Source organism: Microbacterium sp. Root61, from assembly GCF_001427525.1.
Taxonomy (GTDB): domain Bacteria; phylum Actinomycetota; class Actinomycetes; order Actinomycetales; family Microbacteriaceae; genus Microbacterium.
The window spans coordinates 2,309,891-2,331,374 of record NZ_LMGU01000001.1; the positions used below are offsets into that span (position 1 = coordinate 2,309,891).

Sequence of the window (21,484 nt, forward strand, 5' to 3'; positions counted from 1 at the left end):
TGCGATCGACTTTCGAACGGCGACTTCAGGCGGATGTCTCGACGGCCGCGGCTACATGGACCCAGGCGGATTCGTTCTGGTTCGAACGCTCGACGGCCGCGAGTACGCGCTGCACCGACAGGCCCTCGGCGAAAGAAGGCTGAGGATCGGCACCTTTGACGATGGCGGTGACCAAGTCGACGACCTGGTGGCTGAACCCGTGCTCGTACCCGAGCAGATGCCCGGCCGGCCACCAAGCCTTGATGTACGGGTGGGTGCCATCGGTGACAAGGATCTTGGTGAAGCCTCGACGATCCTCCGGGGCTGCGCGATCGTAGAAGTTGAGACTGTTCAGGTCCTCCATATCGAAGGCCAGCGCACCCTTGTCGCCCGAGACCTCGATGGTGAGAGCGTTCTTTCGGCCCGTCGCAAAGCGGCTCGCCTCGAACGACACCAGTGCTCTGTTCGACAGGCGACCGGTGAAGATCGCAATGTCGTCCACAGTCACTGCGCCGAAATTCGAGCCCGCTGTACCCGTGGGCTCGGAGCCCGATACGTTCAGTGGCCGCTCCCTCACGATCGTGTCGAGCGCGCCCGAGACAGATTCCACTCGAGACCCCGTGACGAACTGAGTCATGTCGACAATGTGTGCGCCGATGTCGCCAAGCGCCCCCGACCCGGCGTGCTCCTTCTGCAGACGCCAGGCGAGAGGCACCGAGCGATCCACGAGCCAGTCCTGCCGATACGCGGCGCGCACCTGCTGAACGTCTCCGACAACGCCTTCGGCGATCAGCTCCCGCAGGAACATCACGGCGGGGACCCGTCGATAGGTGAACCCCACCATCGAGCGCACTCCGCGCTTTGCGGCACGGACGGCGGCGTCGGCCATCGCTTCGGCCTCGTCAACCGTGTTCGCGAGTGGCTTTTCGCACAAAACGTGCTTGCCAGCGTCGAGCGCGGCGATAGCGATCGCGGCGTGTGAGTCGCCAGGGGTGACGATGTCGACGATGTCGATGTCATCCCGCGCGACTACTGCGCGCCAGTCCGTCGCGGCCTCGGCCCATCCCCACTTGTGGGCGGCCTCACGCACAGAACTCGCATTGCGTCCAACGATGACCGCCATCTCAGGCTCACCCGGCAGGTCGAACACGCGCGGCGCCTGCCGCCAGCCCACGGAGTGGGCGGCCCCCATGAAGCCATGGCCGATCATGGCAACCCGCAGCGTTCGTGTCATCGAAGTGTCCCGTCGTCGATCATTCGATCCGCGGTGTGAAGGGCAAGAGCGATGCTCGTGAGCGTCGGGTTCACAGAATTCCTGGTGGGAATCACACCGTTTCCGACAGCCCAGATATTTGCGGTTCCGCGAACTTTGCCGCCCTCGTCGAGCACTGACGTCCGTTCGTCGGATCCCATGCGATGCGTACCCATGAGATGGAGCGCGGATCCGTAGGGACGCAGGAAAGACGTCGAGCCGTCCTTCGTGTCCCCGATCGCCCGTGCGATTTGGTACTGATCCACGAGGGCCTGTGACACGCGAGCGTGATCGTCGTTCGTGAGCTCGATGTGGGCACGCGGTCGAGGCAATCCGAATGCGTCCACGTTGACTTCGTCGAACTCGACAGTGTTTTCGTACACCGGCTCCGTTCCGATGAAAGTCCCGATGTTGGTGGTGCTGAGAGCGTCATCACCCATCGATACGCCCGTGTGGGCGACGCTCGGTAGATCGATCACCGCAGTGTGAAAGGGTCTGTCATCAGCGACTGGCAAGTAGAGGGCCAGAGCAGGCTCGCTCTCATTCGCGATTGGAGCTTCACCGCTGAGCGGAACCATCGACACGATGTTCAGGTGGTCGGTGACGAAGCGACCGAGCGCAGGATGCCTCAGACCGGAGGCGACGAGAAGCTGGGGTGTGCCGATGGCGCCCGCACCGATGACCACGATGGCACCGCTCGCGGTGAACTCGCCAGCGCCGGCGTGCACCGCGACTACGGAGCTTGCCACGCCGGCCCTTTGAACCACTCGCCGGACGATCGCGCCGGTCAGGATGGTCAGATCGCCGACAGCACCCTCGGGGTCAAAGAGTGCTGCCGCCCCGGCGTACTCGACAGCGCCGGCTCCGGTTCGGCGGGCGGCCAAGGGCACACGTCGCGGTGAGGTACCGATCTTCGCCGCGATTCGATCTCGAACCCACTGTTGCCGTGGGCCCACATCGTCGAATAGCGAATCGGTCGACCAGAGGAGGGTCTCTGCCTCGTCGAGATACTTCGAGAGCGTGTCCCCCGAAAGCGTTCCGTTCCACTCCTCCGTGAGATGCGGACGTGGAACCGCGTGCGACCACGCGATCATCATGCCGCCGAGGGCGTGGATGCCTCGCGTGCCTGAGAGTCCGGGAATCGGAACCTCCCCACCCGCGTGCGGGACGAGCAACGTCATTGCCGCCCGGTTGAAGTCAGGGTCAGGCATGACATTCCGCAAATGCACGCCGGGCTGGGCGGACTGTGCAGAGCCCGCCTCAATCATCAGGACCGATAGTCCTCGCCGACGTGCGGCACCCGCCGCGGCGGCGCTACCCGCGCCACTCCCGACGATGACGACGTCGGCGGTATAGCGGAGCTCTTCGGGGCTCTCGATGAGGTGTATGGCGCTCATCGAGACATCGGGTGAGTCGCGTTGATGAGCTCGTGGGTGCGCTGGATGGTTGCATAGGACTGCTCGGGCACGTCGAACTGGGCACACTCGATAGTGATCGGCCCGCCGTATCCGGCGTCGGCTATCGACTGCAGGACGGTCCGAATGTCGTACAAGACTGGCGTGCCGTCTTCCTGGAACCCGTATGTCTTGACGTGGACGATCGAGGCCCGCTCGGCTAGCGCAGTGATGAACGAGAGGACGGGCGTGATGTCTTCGACGAAGCCGAACGGCGCACCCTCGAATGTGGCCAATACCGCTGTCTGGAGCGGCTCTATATTGCCTGTGTCGAGGATGAATCCCACCTCCGGCCCGACGGCATCGAGGAAGTGCATCACATCCTCCGGCGTCGAGGTCAGCTCGCAGTGGTTTTCGATCAGGAGTCGGATTCCGTGCGACTGGGCGAAAGCCGATAGGCGGCGGACCGAGGCGACGACAACGTCGAATCCGGCAATTGATCCGGCCTGAACGATCGGCGGCGGTGCGAGATTGACGCGCGCCGAAACGACGCCGAGCGCGGACATCATCTCGAGCTCCCGCTCGATCTCACGGAGGTCTTCTTCGCGGTGGACTGGATCGCCTGCTCCGGCATAGGGTCCGTCGATCGTCACGGTGGTGATGCGAGAGCCGATCGCGTCAAGATTCCTTCGCAACTCACCGAGGCTGTCAGCATCCGCGTTGTTGAGATACCAGTCGGGAACCTCCCACTCATTTACGCGGAAGACGTCGGCGATGTGCTGGGGGATTTCCTCGATTGCGACATCGGGCTTTCCCTCGGTCACCTGTATCCACTCGATCTCACCACCGTCATTGCGAACCGGCAGCGATATCGGGCCGAGGGCATGTCGAATACCCCAAGCCGAGATGCGCAGATCGTTGTTCATCCTCGTACTCCTTCGTTTCGCCGTGCCCTAGCGAGACTTAGCACTCGCTAGGTTTCTGTGACGGTAGCATCAATACTTAGTGGACGCTAAGCTTTGAGTCAAGCGGTTTCACCGCACAGAGATGGGGAAGAATGAGTGCGATGACCACCGCCAAGAAGCCGCGGGGCCCCTATGCGGCGGCCGACGCCATGCGGCGCGCGATCCTGGTTGCCGCGACCGATGTGTTCGCCGAGTCCGGCTACCGTGCGGGTTCCATCAAGACCATCGCCGAGCGTGTCGGGATCACGGACGCCGGCGTTCTGCACCATTTCGGCAACAAGAGCGCGCTCCTCGCCGCCGTGCTCGAGTGGCGCGATGAGCGCATCTCACCTCTTCTTCCCGAGCCTGGCGACAGCGGGATTGCAACGTTTGCGGGGCTCCTCCGCGTCGCCGAGTACATACCGACCGAGCCTGGGATTGCCCGACTTCATTGCACGCTTCTCGCCGAGTCGACCGATCCGAGCCACCCTGCGCACGATTTCTTCGTCGAACGCTATGACCGCACTCGAGGGGAGCTTCTCCACGCGTTTCACCAAGCAGCTGGCGAGGGACACCTGAAAGCGGGCGTTGCTCCGGAACTCGCTGCTGCCGCGACCCTCGCACTCATGGACGGCCTTCAGCTCCAGTGGCTGCTGCACCCCGATGCCGTGAACATCAGAGAGACGCTCGCCGGCCATTTCCTCGCACTCGTGGACATGCCGGACATGCCACAAATGGCGTAAGGGGTCGCCCCTCCGCATCGAGCCAACCCTCGGACAATTGGTGCGAGCCATGCGATCGAATCGGCCGACGAAGCGCCACACGCACGAGCGTCCATAGCGGGACGAGCGCCCAAGATCGCCCGCACGAAGAACGGATCAACTTCTTGGGAATCGCTCGCTATCAACGGGGTTCGATGACAGTGCCGGCACTGACGCGGCATCTCGCAGGAATCGTTCAACTCGTAGGCGCCTCCACGCAAAGCCGGGGGCGTGAGCTCAGAGCGCCGCGAGAAGCGCTTCTGCGGCAGCGCGGGAGCGGTGCATCCGTGTCGGATCGGCGTCGAAGTCACCGAGGAAGACGGAGCCGAGGGCGCAGGTGAGGATCCCGTACGCAACCGTCACGCAGGTGTCCGGCGAAGCATCGGTATGGTCTGCGGCGACGAGGTCGGCAAGTTGGAGGCGGGTCGCCGTGTACGCCGTAGTGAGTACTTCTGCGATCTCCGGGGTCGTGCGCGAGAGTTCGACGAACCCCAGCACGACGGCATTCTCCCGATCGGGAGAGTTGAATTCCGGACCGAACAGATAGTCGAGCGCGCCCTCGACATCGGCGACGTCGGACGGAAGGATCGAGCCGACCTTGCCGGTGTGGTCCGCGAAGAGGGCGATCGCCGTGTCGAGCAGTAACCGATCACGGTTGCCCACGAAGTGCCGCACGTGCCCGCGCGACATTCCGACGGCGTCGGCGATCCGATCCAACGAGGTGCCGCTGATGCCGTGCTCGGCGATCGTCGTCATCGTCGCATCGATGATCTGCTCCCGGCGCTCCACGGCGACGGAGGGACGTGCCATCCGCTCTCCTTTCATCGGAAATGCTCGGGTGCGCTACGGGCCACTGAGCCGAGTGTAACGGGCAGGTAAATTTTAGTCTAGTCAGACTTGACTACTTACGATCGGCTGACGTAGCGTGACCGACACCGCGACGCCGACTGGTGCCGTGACCGTCTCGAAGGAGTGACATGCACCACGTTCTGCGCATACCGCCGGCGCCCGAGAGCCCCCTCTCGTTCCCGGTACGGGTCCGCACACGCGACGGCGTGCTCCTCGCCGCCGACGTCTACCTGCCCGGCGCTCCTGCAGACGCCGACACCTCGCCAGGCGACACCATCCTCATCCGCCTTCCCTACGACAAATCAGGCGTGTACTGCTTCATTCCCCTGATCGCCGAGTACTTCACCCGGCACGGCTACCGCGTCGTGGCGCAAGACGTACGAGGCAAGTTCCGCTCTGAAGGCGATGCTCTCCTCTTCGTGAACGAGGTGAACGACGGCTACGACACGATCGAGTGGATCACGCGGCAGCCGTGGTCCAACGGCCGCGTGGCAATGTGGGGCGACAGTTACTACGGCTACACGCAGTGGGCCGCCGCCGCGAGCGGCCACCCGGCGCTGAAGGCCATCGCGCCCCGGGTGACGGGAACCGCACTGGGCGAGCCGGTGCGCCGCGACGACTCACAGCGCACGCGGCGTGTCGAGTGGGGGGTCACGTACATGTACCCCCTGACGCAGTTCTTCGACAACGACATGGTCGCTTGGGAGCCTGATTGGACTCGCCGCGATTTCGCCGAACAAGCCGAGGACTTCATGGCACAAGTCGGTCAACGGGGGCTGTCGTACGACCAGTGGTACCCGAATCCGGTACTGCTGCCGCGATTCCCGAACGGCGACCCGTTCGCCGGGCGCTCGGTGCCCGCGCTCCACACGATCGGCTGGTGGGACAACTGCGCCCCACTGTCCTGGGCCGACGTCGAGCAGATCAAGCGTCATCCGAACTGGGATGTGCACCACTATCTGCGTATCGAACCGATCGACCATGAGAGCTATCAGCTGCTCGAGGCTGAAGGGGCACGGGTGATGGAGCGCAGCGAGCAGCAGATCCAGGACCTGCTCCCCCGCACGCTCGATCCGGCGCTCGCCTTCTTCGACGTGTTCGTGCGCGGCAACGGGTCCGCGGCGGATGTGCCCCGGGTTTCCTGGAATCTTGCCGGAACGACCGGGATGCGCGAAAGCGCGACCTGGCCGCCCGCCGGCGTGCGCAGCATCACCCGCTACGCGACCGCCGACGGCGCGCTGGTAGCTGAGCGTCCTCGGAGCGATTCGACACTCGACTGGACTCACGACCCTGCTGACCTGGTTCCGTCCAGCGTGCCGGATGCCTTCTCCTACCTCCTTCATTTGCCGGATGAGGCGCCTATCGGCGAACGAGGAGACGTGTTGCGATTCGACTCCGCGCCACTGGCGGCCGATGTCGATCTTGCCGGTCCCGCCACCGCGCGGGCGCGCATCGGATCCGACGGTCCGATCATGGATTTCTTCGTGCGTCTGCTCGACGTCGCTCCCGATGGCACCGCGCTGCGCATCGCGCGTGGCCAGCAGCAGGTCACCGACGCGACCGAGACATCGACGGTCGACCTCGACCTCGGGCAGATCGGGTACCGGCTGCAGGCAGGGCATCGCCTCCGTGTGCATGTGTCCAGCAGCGACTACCCCGAGTTCCTGCCGCAGACCGGCACCGGCGCCGACCCTTGGACGTGGGGAGCAACCCGCCCGAACATCCAATCCCTCATCGTCGGCGGATCCGACGCGTTCGCACTGACCCTGACAATCCTCGAAGGAGACCTGCCCTGATGGAACCCGTGCTGGACTACGTCTTCGAGATTCGCGCCCGTATCGATCCCGACGTGCATATCGGGCGCGGGCCCGACGAGAAGCTCTCGTTCACGCCCGTATCTGGGGGCACAGTCTCCGGCCCCCGCCTGAGCGGCGTGGTCCTGGCTGGAGGTGGAGACTGGGCGGTCGAGCGCTTCGGGACCGCCCAACTTGAGGCTCGGTACATGATCCGCACCGAGGATGGCGCGGTGATCGACATCATCAATCGTGGCTACTTCCGCGCGACGCCGGAACTGATCGAGCGCATGGAGCGCGGGGAGGACCTTCCCGAGGATGAGCCCGGTCTCTACTTCCGCACCGCCCCCGTGTTCCAGACCGATGCCCCGCAGCACCGTTGGCTGGCGGAGAACCAGTTCATCGGCCTCGCACGCGACGAAGACGGACACGTCTGCATCCGGGTGTATCTGCTCACCTGACCAAGAACGTCCGCGCGAGATCCTCCCCTCACTCGATACGCAACGATCCGATCATCCGAAAGGGAAACACCATGAAAAGAACAGGAATGACTGTAGGCGCCGTCGCCTGCGTGGCCATGCTCGCGCTCACCGCGTGTACGCCCCGAGACGGCGGTGACGGGGCCGACGGAAAGGACTTCTCGATCGTCGACTCGCAGCCCGCCGCAACGACGCCCGTGGACGAGGTGACGTGGGCGATCGTCGAGGGCGAGCCGGCCACCCTCAACCCGGGCGCGTCCGCAAACCTGATCATCCCCAATCTGTGCGACAACCTGCTTTCACTGCAGCCCGACTTCTCGATCGAGCCCGGGATCGCCGAGAGCGCCGAGTTCGTCGACCCGGTGACCTTCGTCATCACCCTGCGCGATGATGTGAGGTTCTGGGACGGCACCCCGGTGACGGCGGACGACGTGGTCTACAGCCTGCAGCAGAACATGAACCCCGCATCGCAATGGTTCGGCGCTTTCGCACTGGTCGTGCCCGACGCAACGGCAGGTATTGTCGCCACTGGCTCGCACGAGGTCACTGTTCATTTCGTCGCCCCCGACTCGACCTTCCGCGATGCGCTCGCCGGTCAAGGGTCGGCCGTCATGCAGAAGGCCTTCAGCGAGGCGGCCGGCGCAGCGGTCGGCACGCCCGCCGTCGGGCTGATGTGCACGGGTCCATACAAGCTGAACCCGGGCGGCTGGACGCCCGGCAGCCAGATCGTCACCACCGCCAATGACGACTACTGGGGCGGGGCGCCGCTGGTGAAGACCCTCACGTACACCTTCGTGTCTGATGGGTCGACGCTCGCGACCGCGCTCACGCAAGGGGAGATCGACGGTGCCATAAACGTGCCGCCGGCGTCGCGAGCGGCGTTCCAGGGCGACGGCGCCGGTACGCTGACCGTCGGCCACTCGACCGCCTCCTACAGCTTCGGCCCGGCATCATCTACCAGCCCCGCGGCCAACCCGAAGATCCGTCAGGCGCTGAGCCTCGCGATCGACCGCGAGCAGTTCCTTGAGACCGTGGTCAATGGTCTCGGCTACGTGCAGAAGACCATCGTTCCCGAGTTCTCTTTCCAGAAGAAGGAGAATGCCGATATCTACCAGGCCGGCTACGACGCGCTCGCGACGCCGAAGGTCGACATCGAAGCCGCCAAGAAGCTCGTGGAGGAGAGCGGCGAGGACCTGAGCAAGCCGCTCGTCGTCGCCGTCCCCGCAGGCGCGAAAGAGTTCCAGCAGACGGCGACGATCATGCAGAGCGCCGGCAAGGCGATCGGCTTGAACATCGAGATCAACGCCATGCAGGCGTCTGATTTCGGCGCAATATTCTATGATCCGTCGAAACGCGCCGGCATCGACTTCGTAGCAACGCAGGGCTATCTGGAAGTCCCGGGGGTCCTCGGTTATCCCTCCCTCTTCCTGCTGCCCGCAGAAATGGGAGGCGTCTTCAACTGGAGCCAGTACGACAATCCCGAGGTGACCGCCCACATGGCGGCAGCCCGCAACGCGATCGATCCCGCGACCGCGGCGCAGGAGTTCGTCGCGGCGCAGGAGATCTTCGCTCCGGATCTGCTCCAGGTCACCCTCGCGGGCACCTACCAGCTCACCTATGTGAACAAGGATCTGACAGGGGTGACCACCTCGGTCGCCGCGTACAGCAGTCCTTGGGCACTTCACCTCGGCGGCAAGTAGTCGTCTGACCCGCATCGTCCACTGCCGAGCGCATGTCGAGACGGGGTCGCAGAATCCGCGTTCTGCGACCCCGTCGACACTCGCAGAGACCTGCACCTGATCCCCTGACCCGGAGCGAGGATTCGCCACTGTGAACGCACTGACCAGAACGCTGGCGGGAAGGCTGGGCGGCTTGATGCTGACCCTCTTCCTGGCGAGCATCGTCATCTTTTCGGCAGTGCTCCTGACCGGCGATCCGATCGCGGCGCTCGCGGGCGGTGCGAAACCGACGCCCGAGCTGATCGCCCAGATCCGCGCCGACTACCATCTCGACGAGCCGGTATGGTCGCGCTATTGGATGTGGCTTACCGGAGTGTTCCAGGGCGACTTCGGCAGGTCGTTCGTCTACAAGACCGATGTGTTGACGTTGGTCGCCCCCCGCTTCGGCATCACCGTGCAGCTGGTGCTGTTGACGGTGTTGTTCATCCTCATCTTCGGCGTCGGCTCCGGCATCCTCGCCGCCACGCGCGGTCGGGCCGTCGATCGCACAGTCGCAGTCCTCACCTCGCTCGGCATGGCGCTGCCCACCTTCGTCGTCGCCATCCTGCTGATCTGGATCTTCGCCAAATCCCTCGGCTGGTTCCCGGTATACGGCGAAGGCACCGGGTTCTGGGACCGGCTCTGGCATCTCACGCTTCCGGCGGCGTCGCTCGCTGTCCTGTTCATCGCCTACATCAGTCGCGTGACGCGCGGCGCTCTGGTCGCGCAGGTGCACTCCGAGCACGTCGACACCGCACGGGTGCGCGGCATTCCGCGACAGCGCATCTTCGGCGCGCACGTGTTCCGCAACGCCTCACCGCAGATCCTTGCGATCGCCGGCACGACGATCGCCGGGCTGTTCGCCGCATCGGCCATCGCCGAAGTGGCGTTCGGGCTGGGCGGGATCGGTTCCCTGCTGGTCCAGGCTGCGGCCCGAGCGGATCTACCCGTGGTGCAGATCGTCTCACTGCTGCTGGTGACGATCTTCGTGGTTTTGAACGCCGTCGCCGACCTGGTCAGCGCTCTGATCGACCCGTCCAGCGTCGCCGGAGGGACCAGCGCATGAGCGTCGCACAGATCGCACAGGGCGCAGTGCCCGGCGTCGCCCGACGGGCCGCGAAGAAGGACTGGATGTTCCTGGTCGCACTGATCGTGTTCGGGATCATCGTGGTGGCGACGATCCTCGGGCCGTGGCTGGCGCCCTACGACCCGAACGAGTTGTACGTCGGACCTGTGAACGGCGCATCGAGTCTTGCGCACCCTTTCGGCACCGACGACTTGGGACGCGACATCCTCTCGCGGGTCCTCGTCGGAGCCCAGGCCAGCGTCTTCGCACCGATCGTCGTCGTGGTCCTTTCCACACTGATGGGCATCACGCTCGCGCTGCTCGCCGCCTGGTTCGGCGGCTGGGTGAGGGGTGGCATCGCACGCCTCATCGACGTGATCTTCGCCATCCCCGGGCTCGTGATCGCCGTCCTCGCGGTGGCGATGTTCGGCAAAGGACTGATCGCTCCCATCGTCGCTCTGTCGATCGCGTACATCCCGGTCGTCGCGAGGCTCACACAGACCGCCGCCTCCCGCGAACTCGGCAAGCCGTACATCGCCGCCCTACGTGTGCAGGGTGTGGCGAGCCTCGCCATCTGCTTCCGCCACCTCGTGCCGGCGCTGACGCCACTGGTGGCCGCGCAGATGGCCATCGGCTTCGGCTACGCGATGCTCGACCTCGCTGCGATATCGTTCCTGGGACTCGGGCAGCAACCTCCCGCGCCCGACTGGGGCTCGATGATCTCCAGCGGCCAATCCGGCATCCTCGCGGGCGCCCCCGAACAGTCCGTCTTCCCAGCGATTCTGGTCGTGATCACCGTCCTCACCGTCGGCATCATCGGTACCAGGGTCACCATCTGGGCAGAGGAGAAGGAACGATGAACGATTCCGTCCTCGAGATCACCGGGCTCGACATCTTCGCACCCGGACCGGATGGTCCTCGTCAACTCGTGTTCGACAGCACGCTGTCTGTCGGCAGAGGAGAAGCGGTCGGCCTGGTCGGCGAGTCCGGCTCCGGTAAGACGCTGACCGTGCGCGCCGTCGCTGGGCTACTGCCCGACGAATTCACCACCGTCGGCACCATTCGGATCGAAGGCCAGGATCTCGGCGAGATGACCGGACGGGCGTTGCGTGACCTGCGCGCGCGCCGTCTCGGCATGGTCTTCCAATCCCCCCGAGCGCACCTGAATCCGCTGCGCACGATCGGCGATTTCATGACGGAAGCCCTCGTCCACGTCGCGGGAGTCAGCCGTGACACCGCCGACAGGCGTGCACGCGCACTGCTCGACGAAGTCGGAATCACCGATCCCGGGCGTCGCATGCGGCAGTACCCGGCCGAACTCTCCGGCGGCCTGCTGCAGCGGGTGATGATCGCCGCAACACTGGCGATGGATCCGAAGCTCTTGCTCGCCGACGAGATCACAACGGCACTGGACGTCACCACGCAGGAGGAGGTGATGGCCGTCATCGCGGACCTGCGTATGCACCGCGAGCTCTCCCTGCTGTTCATCACGCACGACCTGGCACTGGCAGGCGCCGTTTGCGACCGGGTGAACGTGATGCAGCACGGTCGCATCGTCGAGACCCTGAACGCCGCCACTATGCGGCAAGATGCGCAGGAGCAGTACACCAGGATCCTCATGTCGGCGGCGCTCGATGAAACTCCGCCTGTCCAGCCGGAGAGTGCCGCCGAAACGATCTTGAAGATCGAAGACCTGCGCAAGAGCTACCGAGTGCGCAGTGCGGACGGCGGAAAAGAGGTCCTGGTCGCCGTCGACGGAGTATCGATGGAGCTTGCCGGCGGCGGCTCCCTCGGAATCGTGGGCGAGTCAGGCTCCGGCAAGTCGACCACCGCGCGACTGCTGCTCGGGCTCGAAACGGCCGACCACGGAAAGGTCACCGTCGGCACACAGGATTGGAGCCTCCCGGCTCGCGGCGGACAGGAGCGACGCCAACGAGCCAAGATCGTCCAGATGGTCTTCCAGGATCCCTATCAGTCCCTCGACCGGCGACAGACAGTGCGGCAATGTCTCATCGAAGCGATCCGCGTACACCGGCCGAAGGACTCAGCAGAAGCGATCAGCACCCGCGTCGCCGAGCTGATGTCCCAGGTGCGCCTCGAACCGGTCTTTCTCGATTCGCGTCCGCGCGCGCTGTCAGGCGGCCAGCGGCAGCGTGTCGCCATCGCGCGCGCACTGGCCGCCGATCCAGTGCTGTTGGTGCTGGACGAGGCCGTCTCCGCGCTCGATGTCACGACACGAGTGGAGATTCTGACTCTGCTCGACACGATTCGGCGCGAGACTGGCGTCGCCCTGCTGATGATCACGCACGACCTCACCGTCATTCGGCGCCTGTGCGACCACGTCGTGGTGATGCGGCATGGGCAGATCGAAGAGCGTGGCACCGCTGCGGAGATTCTGGACGAGCCGAAGGCGGAATACACCCGCCTCCTGCTCGACTCGATCCCGCGCGAGGGCTGGACGCCCCAACGGCGCCGGCTGGGCCGCACCCGATCCCTGCCGACCGTCACCCGCAGCACGATGATCCCCGAGTGAATCGAGAACCCCCTGATGTCTACACCTCTGATGGAACCCGGCTTCGAGTACTGCTTCGAACTGCACTGCCAGGTCGAGGAGGCGGTCCCCTTGGGCGGGCGCGCGCCAAGCGAAGGCCTACATTTCGCTCGGGTATCGGGTGGCACCTTCGACGGGCCGAAACTCACAGGCACCGTGCTCGACAGCGGCGGCGACTGGTGGACCGCCCGCGGCCTGACCGTCACCCTCGACGCCCGGTACGTCATCGAGGCCGCAGTGTCCGATGGAACGGCCGGCGTCGAGGTGGTCAATCGAGGTATCTGGCGCACCGACGAGAAGACGTTCGAACGGATGCTGGCGGGCGCGTCCGTCTCCGAGCAAGACCTCTACTACCGCACCGCCTTCGTCTTCCGCACCGAGCATCCCGAACTGCACTGGCTCACCGCGTCACAGTTCGTCGGCTACGCCCGTGCCGAGCCCGGCTTCGTGATCATCCGCGTGTTCCGCCTGACATGATCGCACCCACCGGCCTGATCCCCCTCCAGACAGAGAGTGACCTCCACATGATGGAATCCGCAGACCTCGTGATCGTGAACGGCCGCGTTTTCGACGGCACGATCCGCACTGAGAGCACCGCCGTCGCCACCGCCGACGGTCGCATCGTCCGAGTCGGCACCGACGCCCGCGTGCAAGAGCTCGCCGGTTTGGAGACTCGCATCATCGATGCCGATGGTGGTCTCATCCATCCCGGCTTCGTCGACGCGCACGTCCACGCCGCCTTCGCCGGCGTCGAACGACTGAGCATCGACCTCACGCAGGCGCTCAGCGTCTCGGAGACGCTCGAGCTGGTCCGCGTCGGAGCCGAAGCCAGCGAAACCGGGTGGGTGACGGGCGGCGGCTGGAGCCACGAGCTCTTCCCGATGCCCACTCGGCACGACCTCGACGCGATCGTTCCGGATCGACCCGTTGCCCTCAGCGACGCCGGGCACCACACCCTGTGGGTGAACTCCAAAGCACTCGAACTCGCCGGTGTCGACCGCACCACCCCGCAGCCTCACAACGGCCACATACATCTGGACGAGCAGGGCGACCCGATCGGCTATCTGAATGAGACCGCCGCTGAGCTGGTCGGACGCATGATCCCCCGCAGCACCGACGACGAGATCTACGCCGGATTGCTCAACGCGCAGGAGTATCTGTGGTCACTCGGCGTCACCGGCTGGCACGAGGCGATCCTCGGCGAGTACAACGGCAAGGCCGATTGCACCGCCGGCTACCTGCGCGCGATCGCCGAGGGGACGCTGAAGAGCGACACCTCCGGCGCGCTCTGGATCGCACCGGGTCTACAGCGGGAAGAGGTGCCCGCACTCGTCGCTCGCTTCGTCGAACTGCGCGAGCGCAACGCGGTAGCTGGGTTCTCAACCTCCACCGCTAAGGCCATGATCGACGGAGTCCCGCACGGCGAGACCGCTGCACTGCTCGAGCCGTATTGCAATCACAGCGGCGACGGCTTCTCCGGCGAGATGCACTTCGACGAGGAGACGATCCGCGACTTCGTCGCACAACTCGATGCCGCGGGCTTCGCCCTGCATCTGCACATCATGGGCGATCGCGGCATCCGCGTCGCACTCGATGCGATCGAGGCGGCCCGCGCGGCCAACGGAGCGGGACCGCGGCACCACATCGCACACCTCTCCATGGTGCAGACCGAGGATGCACAGCGATTCGGTCCTCTCGGCATTACCGCGAACATCCAAGGCTTGTGGGCCGCCCCGGACCCGTTCGTCGTCAGCCTCATCGGCGAAGAACGGATGCAGCAGGGATACCCCTTCCGCACGATGGTCGACGGGGGCGCCGACCTGGCCATGGGATCGGACTGGCCGGTGTCGCCGGCCGACCCGTGGCTCGCGATCCACGTGACCGTGAACCGCTGGGCACCGCCACCTCCGGGTGCCAAGGTCCCGTCTCTGTCCGCCGGTGCACAACCGCCGACCCTCGACGCAGAGCACCAGGCCCTCACGCTTGTGCAGGCGCTGACCGCCTACACGAACGGATCGACCGAGCTGGTGCTCGGCCGACCGGGACGCGTGCGCCTCGGGGAACGTGCCGATATCGCGATCGCCACAGGTGACCCCTTCGAGATGCCCGGGGAGGCCATCGCGTCGCTGCAGACGGCCGTGACGATCGTCGGCGGGGAAGTCGTCTTCGAGAGATGAGCGACACACTGACAGCTACTGCGCGCGGATGGGGAACCAATCGCCCTCGCGGCGGGGTTCGTCCACGTCTCGTGGTTGGCCGACGTCCCTGACGGTTCTGAACTCTCTTGCTTCCCTCGCATCGCGAGGTGCGGTCCCCCGCATAGTCAGCGGGCTCGTTCGTGCCCTAGGGGACACATCGATTCGTGGCGGGAGGACCGCCGAAATCAACGGCCTGACCTACCGTGGGCCAGTTACCCACGGTAGGTATGTGCGCACTTCAACAAACGCCTCGCCCGCCGGTGTCGAACCGCGCAATTCCACGGATCTCGCCCAACTCCATTTCGAGTCTTCCGCGGCGCAACGGTGTCCGAAATCCGCCAACAGCGCGTCTCGCGGGAAACGATCTTTCCCAATCCTTTCCCACGAGTACGTTCGGGCAAGAACAAATCCCAGATGAACAGGGGTTCTTCTGGCGGTGACGGTGGGATTTGAACCCATATCCGGTGGTATTTCGTCGATGTGCCGGGGCGGGTTTGCGTTGGTTTTCCGCGGGATTCGAAGTTTCGCCGATGTGCCCGATGGGATGGGATTCGTCTCGGTTTTTCTCACGTGATTTCACACCTCAGCTCCCCCGGGGGCCATCGCAGGCACTACATCGGGTTATCCTCGTCGCGAATCTGCGACCACGGGCCGGTCGCGTGCGGGATCGTCCGCCCGTACAGGTCGCTGAGTTGCAGTGGGGAGGATGACGGCGCGCAGGTCGATCTCGAGCGACATGGGCATCAGGATTTCGACGTTGTCGCCGACAACCTGCGACGAGTGATACAGGTCGGTGACGAGGATGGTCGGCGTGCGACTCACCATACTCGCGCCCCCGCCCGCTCGACCGAGTCGGTCGCGGCGGCTAAGCCCGCATGGACTGCATCCGGCCATGTGTGGCCGAATGACGCGCGGGCCACGAGGTAGCCGACGAACGTGTCGCCGGATCCGGTGGTGTCCACCGGATCCGCTCGGCGTGTGGGAATGTGCACCGTCTCCTGTCCGACCCCCGAGCAGAGGAGGGCTCCCCGGGACCCGAGCGTTACGCAGACCGCTGTGGCGCCGGTATGCACGAGGATCTCGCGCGCGACACGCTCACCGGTGATATCGTCCGCGCCGATCCGAGCGAGGATGTCTGCGGCCTCGTGCTCGTTGACCACGAGCAGGTCGCACTCCCACGCCCGGGGTTCGATGTCGAGCACAGGCGCGGCATTCACGACGAGTCGCGCGCCGGATCGGCGGGCGCTTGCCATGGCGAGCTCACTTGCCCGCCGCCCGATCTCCGTCTGCACCAGCACGATCGCGTCGCTGGGAAAACTCGTCGGTACGAGGTCGGCCACCCGGTCGTTGGCGCCGGGAATCACCGTGATGCAGTTCTCCCCGTCCGGTGTCACGGTGATGACGGCCATTCCCGTCGGCAGATCGTCGACGATCCGCATGCGCGACACAACGCCCGCCCGAGCGAGCTCGTCGAGCTGATCGGTTCCGGCGGCATCTGAGCCGACGGCGCCGATGAACTCCACAGCGGCTCCGGCACGAGCGGCGGCCCATGCCTGATTCGCACCCTTTCCGCCGTTCGACTCCTGTGACGCGGTGGCCAGAACCGTTTCACCCGGACCGGGGCGTCGGTCCACGCGTATCGAGAGGTCGCGGTTGGCTCCTCCGACAACGATCACGCTCATCGAGCACCCACCTGTCCTGATTCGAAGTAAGTCCGCGTCTCAGCATCCAGGGCGGGCACGTCGAGAGGAGTAGACCCAGAGCGGATCGACTCCGTCGCGCGAATGCCGGCGGCGACAGCATCGCGAGCGGCGGAGGGTGAAACCGCAATGGGTCCGCCATCGCTGACGAAACGCAGGAACTCCGCGACAATTGAGCGGTCAGCGCCACCGTGCGTGCCATCGCCGACGGGGATGTCGTAGTCGATGTCCCCTTCGGGTCGATATTCCCCACGCCGGTTCCACAGGCGGACGACTCCGCCGTCGGTGTCGCCGAAATTCTCGATACGGCCCTCTGTTCCGATCACCACATAGTTGCGCCAGTAGTCGGGCGTGAAGTGGCATTGGTTGTACGTGGCCAGCACGCCGTTGGCCATCCGCATCTGAACGTGCGAGAGATCCTCGACGTCGATGATCGGATTGAGCTCCGTCTGGCTCAATGGGGGCCAGTTGTCGTAGGAGGCGAGCGTGCCCATGAGACGGTCGCTGTTGTCCCTGCGATCGGTGACGCGGTCATAGACCGCGAGTGCGCCCATCCCGCTCACGAGGTCGGCGGGCGCCCCGGCGAGCATCTGAATGACATCGAGGTCGTGCGACGCCTTCTGCAGCAGGAGACCGACGCCGCGAGAGCGTTCCGCGTGCCAGTCCTTGAAGTAGAAGTCGCCGCCGTTGCCGACGAAGTGCCGGCACCAGATGGCCGCCACCTGCCCGATGGCACCGTCGCCGACCAGGCGCGACATCAACTGCACGAACGGCATATGACGCATGTTGTGTCCGATGTACAGCTTCGTGCGCGACCGCATGGCGGCATCCAGGATCCGGTCACAGTCCTCGATGCTGATGGCCATCGGCTTCTCCAGATACACCGGGATCCCGCGTCCGAGAAGATCGGAGGCGATCTCCGCGTGCGTTCCGTCCGGTGTAAGCACAAATGCCGCGTCCACCTCGCCGATGCTGTGATGGGATCCGACGAATCGGAAATCGTGCGGCAGAATCGATCGCGCACGCCCCTCGGCAGCCGCGTCGGTGTCCGCGACAACGACAACCTCGGCGCCGCCGTCCCGGATGTACGAGGCCAGCCCGAACCGCGCACCCGCTCCGATGACGGCGACCCTCACTGCGGACCCCCCGTTGCGGATGCGTAGAGCAACCGGTTGAGTTCTCGCGCCAGTGCAGCGCCGTCATCATCGAGCGAAGCGACCCTGTGTGTTCCGGAGGCGACCGGGGCGAAGTGGGATTCGCCGAGCGCACCGATACTCACTGTGCCTCGCTCCGACCAGCTGAGGCCCGGTGCCGATCGCTCCGAAGCGACGAGGATCGTGATCGGGTCCCAGCTGGGCCGGCCGCTGCGGTGACCCGAGTGGAGCAGGTAGGCGATGGTCACCGGGCTGGCGTAGCCGTGATGGTCGATGAGGTTTTCACCGGTGATCACGCCATCGCCGACTTCCCACGGAACCACGTCGATGCGGCCGGGCCACGAAGTGAAGAGTCGTGCGGTGAGTTCTGGGGAGCGTGCGAAGTTGTACTCCGCTCGTGGCCCACGCTCATCGAAGCACCCGCCCATGACGACGAGCCGGACATCGCGTTCACGGATCAGATCGATCCCTGCCAGCGAGCTGTGCTCGTCGGGCCGCGAATCCATCAGCGCGACGAGGTTCGGGTGGAACCCGATCGCAGCGATCGTCACGGGTTCTGAAGACTCGGCGATCACCCGGCGGAGCAAGGGGACGGGTGGCGCGAAGTCATCGACACGGTCGGTGCCGAACGTCCGCGAGATGCCCCGGGCGAACTCCTCCGGTCCGAACACGTCGGGTCCGCGCTCGAGGGCCACTGGCGCCAAGTTCGCGTAGTGGCGCAGCACCGCGGTCGCAGCGCGCGCGCCCCACACGCTAGGCGTGGAGACGGCGACCCCAACAAGGGTGACTCCTTCTTTCTCCAACGCGCAGGCGACGGCCAAGGCGCCGACATCATCGACGTCGTCCTGGATATCGGTATCGACGATGAGCACTGTCATTCGTGAGCCCCCGCACTCGCGTCCTCGAGGACGAAGATGCGGGTCTCGCCCGCGTCCATCTGCACCGAGAAGCTCGTCGTCGACGTGCTCACCAAGGCATCCTCGAAAATGTCGTAGACCGGGGACGCTGCCGGCAGTGTGATCGTCTTGAGACCCGAAGTCGCCGCATGGATGCTGATCCACTTCTCGCTCACCTCGAACGGATCGCCCCCGGACGTGTAGAGGTGGACTCCGGCGTTCTGTGCGATCCAGCGCAAGAGCTTCGCGGGCGCGGGCGGCGCCGCAAGGAAGACCGAGGTCCACGTGCCGTGATCTTTCGCCCCGGCCACCGTCAGGCTGGGACCGTTGCCGCCGATGGTGCCCGTGGCGAGGACGTGATCCGAGTCCATGGGCACGAACACCGGATCGAGACTGATCTCCCCGCCATACTCCTCGGGCGATGCGGGGAAGGTCGCCGGGCTCAACGTGTAGCTCACCGGCGCCATCCCCGCGTCATTGATCTTCGTGATCGTGATGCCGTCAATGGAGACCGAACCACCGCCCCGGACCCCCCAGTTCACCCGGTAGTCGTCCTCCCARGCCAAAGTGAACTCGACGCTCTTGCGCCCGTCGTCACCGCCGGACCACTCGAAGTTCCCGACGTCCTTGGCATGGCCGTTGCTCGGCGACTGCGCGTAGAAGTAGAAGTAGTTTCCAGGGTCGGCGTTGGTCTGCGCATCGAACTCGACGCGATACCGTGCACCGCCCTCCAGCACGGTCTCCGAAGGGTTCGTGCCCAAGAACTCGAACCACTCCTCSCCGACGGGAGCAGCCCCCAACGCCGACCACGTGCCATCGACCACCAGCGCCGGGTCAGAGGTCAACGCCCCGAACCCGAACGCCCCCGCATCGAACCCCGACCCCGCATACGCACCAGACTCGAAATCGGTGCTCACCGGAAGGGTCGCAGACGGACTCCACTTCTCGATGTCGAAGCCCGTCAACGATTCCATCGACGACAGTGACAGTTCTTGATCGTCCACATAACCGGGGGCCCAGTTCCAGACGAGTGTGTTCCCGTCGCGCTTCAAGGCCTCAACCGCAGCCCGCTCGTCGGCATCGAGGTCGATCGCGTCAGGGAAGATGTACACCCGGTAGTCGTCGGGGACCTTGCCGTCGACGAGGTCCTCGATGAGATAGCGGTCGAAAGCGGTGCCCAGAGAAGCCAACTCCGCCATCCCCTGCGATGAGTTCTCGATGCGCCCCTCGTAGAACTTGGCGGTCGTGTCGGTCTCGGTGCCGAGCCGGAACTCGCCGTCGAGATCCGAGATGACTGCGATCTCGGAGTTGCGGCAACGTGGGATCGTCATCGAGTAGTCGCCCCATTGCTTGAGCTCTGACCAGACCCCTGCGAACGCCGGGTCGTCGTACCACTGACCGGACGAATGGTCCATGTACCAGAGGCCCGTCCCGTGCGTCACAGCCTGCCCGAACGCGCGACGCATCACCGAAGTCGACTCCTCCATCGTGGAGGCGAGTGTGAACAGGGAGGGGTTCGCGAGATGAGTGCGCTCGTCCGCCTCACTCACGAACAGCTTCCCGTGCGCACCGACGGCCTCGGGGAAGTTGCGCAGCGAGGCGTGCTGTCCGAGGTCACGGCGCACGTAGCTGTGCGGCGAGGTGACCATGTCGACGGTCTCGAGCCGGTGCATCTGGGATGCCGCTCGGTGATGCACGACCTGATTCTCCCAGCCGAGATCGGGGTGGTATCCGTACAACACGCTCGTAAGCAGGGCGTCATCGGATTCGTCCTTGACGATCGACGTGAACCAGGAGATCGCCTCGACCACGGACTGGTGATAAGCCTCGTAGTAGTCCACGACCATCTGACCGGCGGTCGGATCGAGGAAGTACCCGTCTGCCGTGGCCAGTCGATCGGCCTCGTCGGGAACGACGATGCCCGCGAACGTGGCTGCGGAGTCTCCCCAGGCGGCGCGCAGTGCCGTCTCGGTCGGGTATTTCTCGCGCGCATACTCCTCGAAGTACGCGCGCATCGGCTCGCTCGTGTCGGGGATGGCGTTCGCACCCCATGTGTGCCACTCGCCGTACATGCCTGCGGCCAGCGTGAATCCCATCAAGCTGTCCCCGTCGGGGCCGTCGAGAAGGTGTCGCACCGCGGCACGCAGCCGATCGCCGGCATCCGCGAGCCACAGCTCGGAGGCGAAGGACGCGTCCTCGCGGAAGTCGAACGACACCGGGGGCGGCGTGCGGAGGTAGCCCGTCGCCTCGGCCGGATGCGCATCGAGCCACCAATCCGGCGCCCACAGGTGCAGCCGCGGCAGCGCATACCCCTCGTCGACGCGAGATGTGAAGGTCGCCATGACGCGATCGAGGTCGCTGAAGTCCTGCTGCTGCGGCCCGGTCCATCCCAGATCGAGGAAGACTCCCTTGTCGATGAAAGAGTAGAACTTCACTCCCGCGGCTTCCATCGCCGCCCCGTCGGCCGCGGTGATCTCCTCCTGGAAAAGGAACATCGGAAACTCCGGCTCCCCGTCGACCGTGATCGTCTGGGCGCACTGGTGCTCGGCGATGTCGAAGACGGGACGCGCGCTCGACGACGGCGCAGGCGACGGCGAGGTCGTCGGCGTTCCGGATGGGCTCTGCGAAGGTGTACCGGACGGCGACCCGGTCGGGAACTCGGGTACGCAGGCGGCGAGGCCGACGGTGAGGACCGCGACCACGGCCACACCCGTGGCACGGCGAACGAGGGATGCTGGTCGAGCGGACAT

The 21,484-nt window shown here is 65.3% G+C and carries 18 protein-coding genes; 9 read left to right on the top strand and 9 right to left on the bottom strand.

Annotated features, from left to right (window positions below):
* Positions 1-25 precede the first annotated feature (25 nt).
* Genes ASD65_RS11120 through ASD65_RS11130 form a run of 3 tightly spaced genes read right to left on the bottom strand, consistent with a single transcriptional unit; the run spans position 26 to position 3,551 of the window.
* Positions 26-1,213 (bottom strand): Gfo/Idh/MocA family protein, encoded by a 1,188-nt coding sequence (locus tag ASD65_RS11120; protein WP_200948660.1) that lies wholly within the window; start codon positions 1,211-1,213, stop codon positions 26-28.
* Positions 1,210-2,628 carry a GMC oxidoreductase gene (locus ASD65_RS11125; RefSeq protein WP_082561711.1) on the bottom strand — a complete coding sequence of 473 codons (1,419 nt, stop codon included), beginning with the start codon at positions 2,626-2,628 and terminating at the stop codon, positions 1,210-1,212. The genes ASD65_RS11120 and ASD65_RS11125 overlap by 4 nt, the downstream gene beginning before the upstream one ends.
* Positions 2,625-3,551 carry a sugar phosphate isomerase/epimerase family protein gene (locus ASD65_RS11130; protein WP_056222500.1) on the bottom strand — a complete coding sequence of 309 codons (927 nt, stop codon included), beginning with the start codon at positions 3,549-3,551 and terminating at the stop codon, positions 2,625-2,627. The genes ASD65_RS11125 and ASD65_RS11130 overlap by 4 nt, the downstream gene beginning before the upstream one ends.
* A 140-nt stretch (positions 3,552-3,691) precedes the next feature.
* On the opposite strand from ASD65_RS11130, the gene ASD65_RS11135 reads away from it, so the two are divergent.
* Complete coding sequence (locus ASD65_RS11135; RefSeq protein ID WP_162248497.1) at positions 3,692-4,312, top strand: TetR/AcrR family transcriptional regulator; 621 nt, start codon at positions 3,692-3,694, stop codon at positions 4,310-4,312.
* A 255-nt stretch (positions 4,313-4,567) separates the two neighbouring features.
* On the opposite strand, the gene ASD65_RS11140 is transcribed toward ASD65_RS11135, so the two are convergent.
* Positions 4,568-5,140, bottom strand: a complete 573-nt coding sequence (locus ASD65_RS11140; protein ID WP_056222505.1) for a TetR/AcrR family transcriptional regulator — start codon at positions 5,138-5,140, stop codon at positions 4,568-4,570.
* 167 nt (positions 5,141-5,307) lie between these two features.
* On the opposite strand from ASD65_RS11140, the gene ASD65_RS11145 reads away from it, so the two are divergent.
* The 8 genes from ASD65_RS11145 to ASD65_RS11180 all read left to right on the top strand — a co-directional run bounded on the left by ASD65_RS11145 (position 5,308) and on the right by ASD65_RS11180 (position 14,963).
* Positions 5,308-6,975: a CocE/NonD family hydrolase gene (locus tag ASD65_RS11145; protein WP_056222508.1), complete on the top strand. Its 1,668-nt coding sequence runs from the start codon at positions 5,308-5,310 to the stop codon at positions 6,973-6,975.
* A complete protein-coding gene (locus ASD65_RS11150; protein WP_056222510.1) occupies positions 6,975-7,433 on the top strand; it encodes a DUF3237 domain-containing protein in 459 nt (152 codons plus the stop codon). The genes ASD65_RS11145 and ASD65_RS11150 overlap by 1 nt, the downstream gene beginning before the upstream one ends.
* A gap of 86 nt (positions 7,434-7,519) precedes the next feature.
* On the top strand, positions 7,520-9,151 hold the full coding sequence (locus ASD65_RS11155; protein ID WP_235566667.1) for an ABC transporter substrate-binding protein: 1,632 nt from the start codon (positions 7,520-7,522) through the stop codon (positions 9,149-9,151).
* 130 nt (positions 9,152-9,281) lie between these two features.
* Entirely contained in the window at positions 9,282-10,235 is a 954-nt protein-coding gene (locus ASD65_RS11160) for an ABC transporter permease (protein WP_056222517.1), read from the top strand.
* Positions 10,232-11,095, top strand: coding sequence for an ABC transporter permease (locus ASD65_RS11165; RefSeq protein ID WP_056222520.1), 864 nt, complete (start codon positions 10,232-10,234; stop codon positions 11,093-11,095). The genes ASD65_RS11160 and ASD65_RS11165 overlap by 4 nt, the downstream gene beginning before the upstream one ends.
* Complete coding sequence (locus tag ASD65_RS11170; protein ID WP_056222523.1) at positions 11,092-12,768, top strand: ABC transporter ATP-binding protein; 1,677 nt, start codon at positions 11,092-11,094, stop codon at positions 12,766-12,768. The genes ASD65_RS11165 and ASD65_RS11170 overlap by 4 nt, the downstream gene beginning before the upstream one ends.
* Before the next feature lie 15 nt (positions 12,769-12,783).
* Complete coding sequence (locus tag ASD65_RS11175) at positions 12,784-13,263, top strand: DUF3237 domain-containing protein (RefSeq protein ID WP_056222525.1); 480 nt, start codon at positions 12,784-12,786, stop codon at positions 13,261-13,263.
* 47 nt (positions 13,264-13,310) lie between these two features.
* On the top strand, positions 13,311-14,963 hold the full coding sequence (locus ASD65_RS11180; RefSeq protein ID WP_056224754.1) for an amidohydrolase: 1,653 nt from the start codon (positions 13,311-13,313) through the stop codon (positions 14,961-14,963).
* A 642-nt stretch (positions 14,964-15,605) separates the two neighbouring features.
* Here the strand turns inward: ASD65_RS11180 and ASD65_RS11185 are convergent.
* From ASD65_RS11185 to ASD65_RS11205, 5 genes are read right to left on the bottom strand one after another with little or no spacing between them, the layout of a single operon-like run.
* Positions 15,606-15,806: a hypothetical protein gene (locus ASD65_RS11185; RefSeq protein WP_235566669.1), complete on the bottom strand. Its 201-nt coding sequence runs from the start codon at positions 15,804-15,806 to the stop codon at positions 15,606-15,608.
* A complete protein-coding gene (locus ASD65_RS11190; RefSeq protein ID WP_056222529.1) occupies positions 15,803-16,666 on the bottom strand; it encodes a ribokinase in 864 nt (287 codons plus the stop codon). Before ASD65_RS11190 ends, ASD65_RS11185 begins: the two co-directional genes overlap by 4 nt.
* Complete coding sequence (locus tag ASD65_RS11195; protein WP_235566671.1) at positions 16,663-17,820, bottom strand: Gfo/Idh/MocA family protein; 1,158 nt, start codon at positions 17,818-17,820, stop codon at positions 16,663-16,665. Before ASD65_RS11195 ends, ASD65_RS11190 begins: the two co-directional genes overlap by 4 nt.
* Positions 17,817-18,716, bottom strand: coding sequence for a nucleoside hydrolase (locus ASD65_RS11200; protein WP_082561712.1), 900 nt, complete (start codon positions 18,714-18,716; stop codon positions 17,817-17,819). Before ASD65_RS11200 ends, ASD65_RS11195 begins: the two co-directional genes overlap by 4 nt.
* Positions 18,713-21,484, bottom strand: a complete 2,772-nt coding sequence (locus tag ASD65_RS11205; protein WP_056222536.1) for a hypothetical protein — start codon at positions 21,482-21,484, stop codon at positions 18,713-18,715. The genes ASD65_RS11200 and ASD65_RS11205 overlap by 4 nt, the downstream gene beginning before the upstream one ends.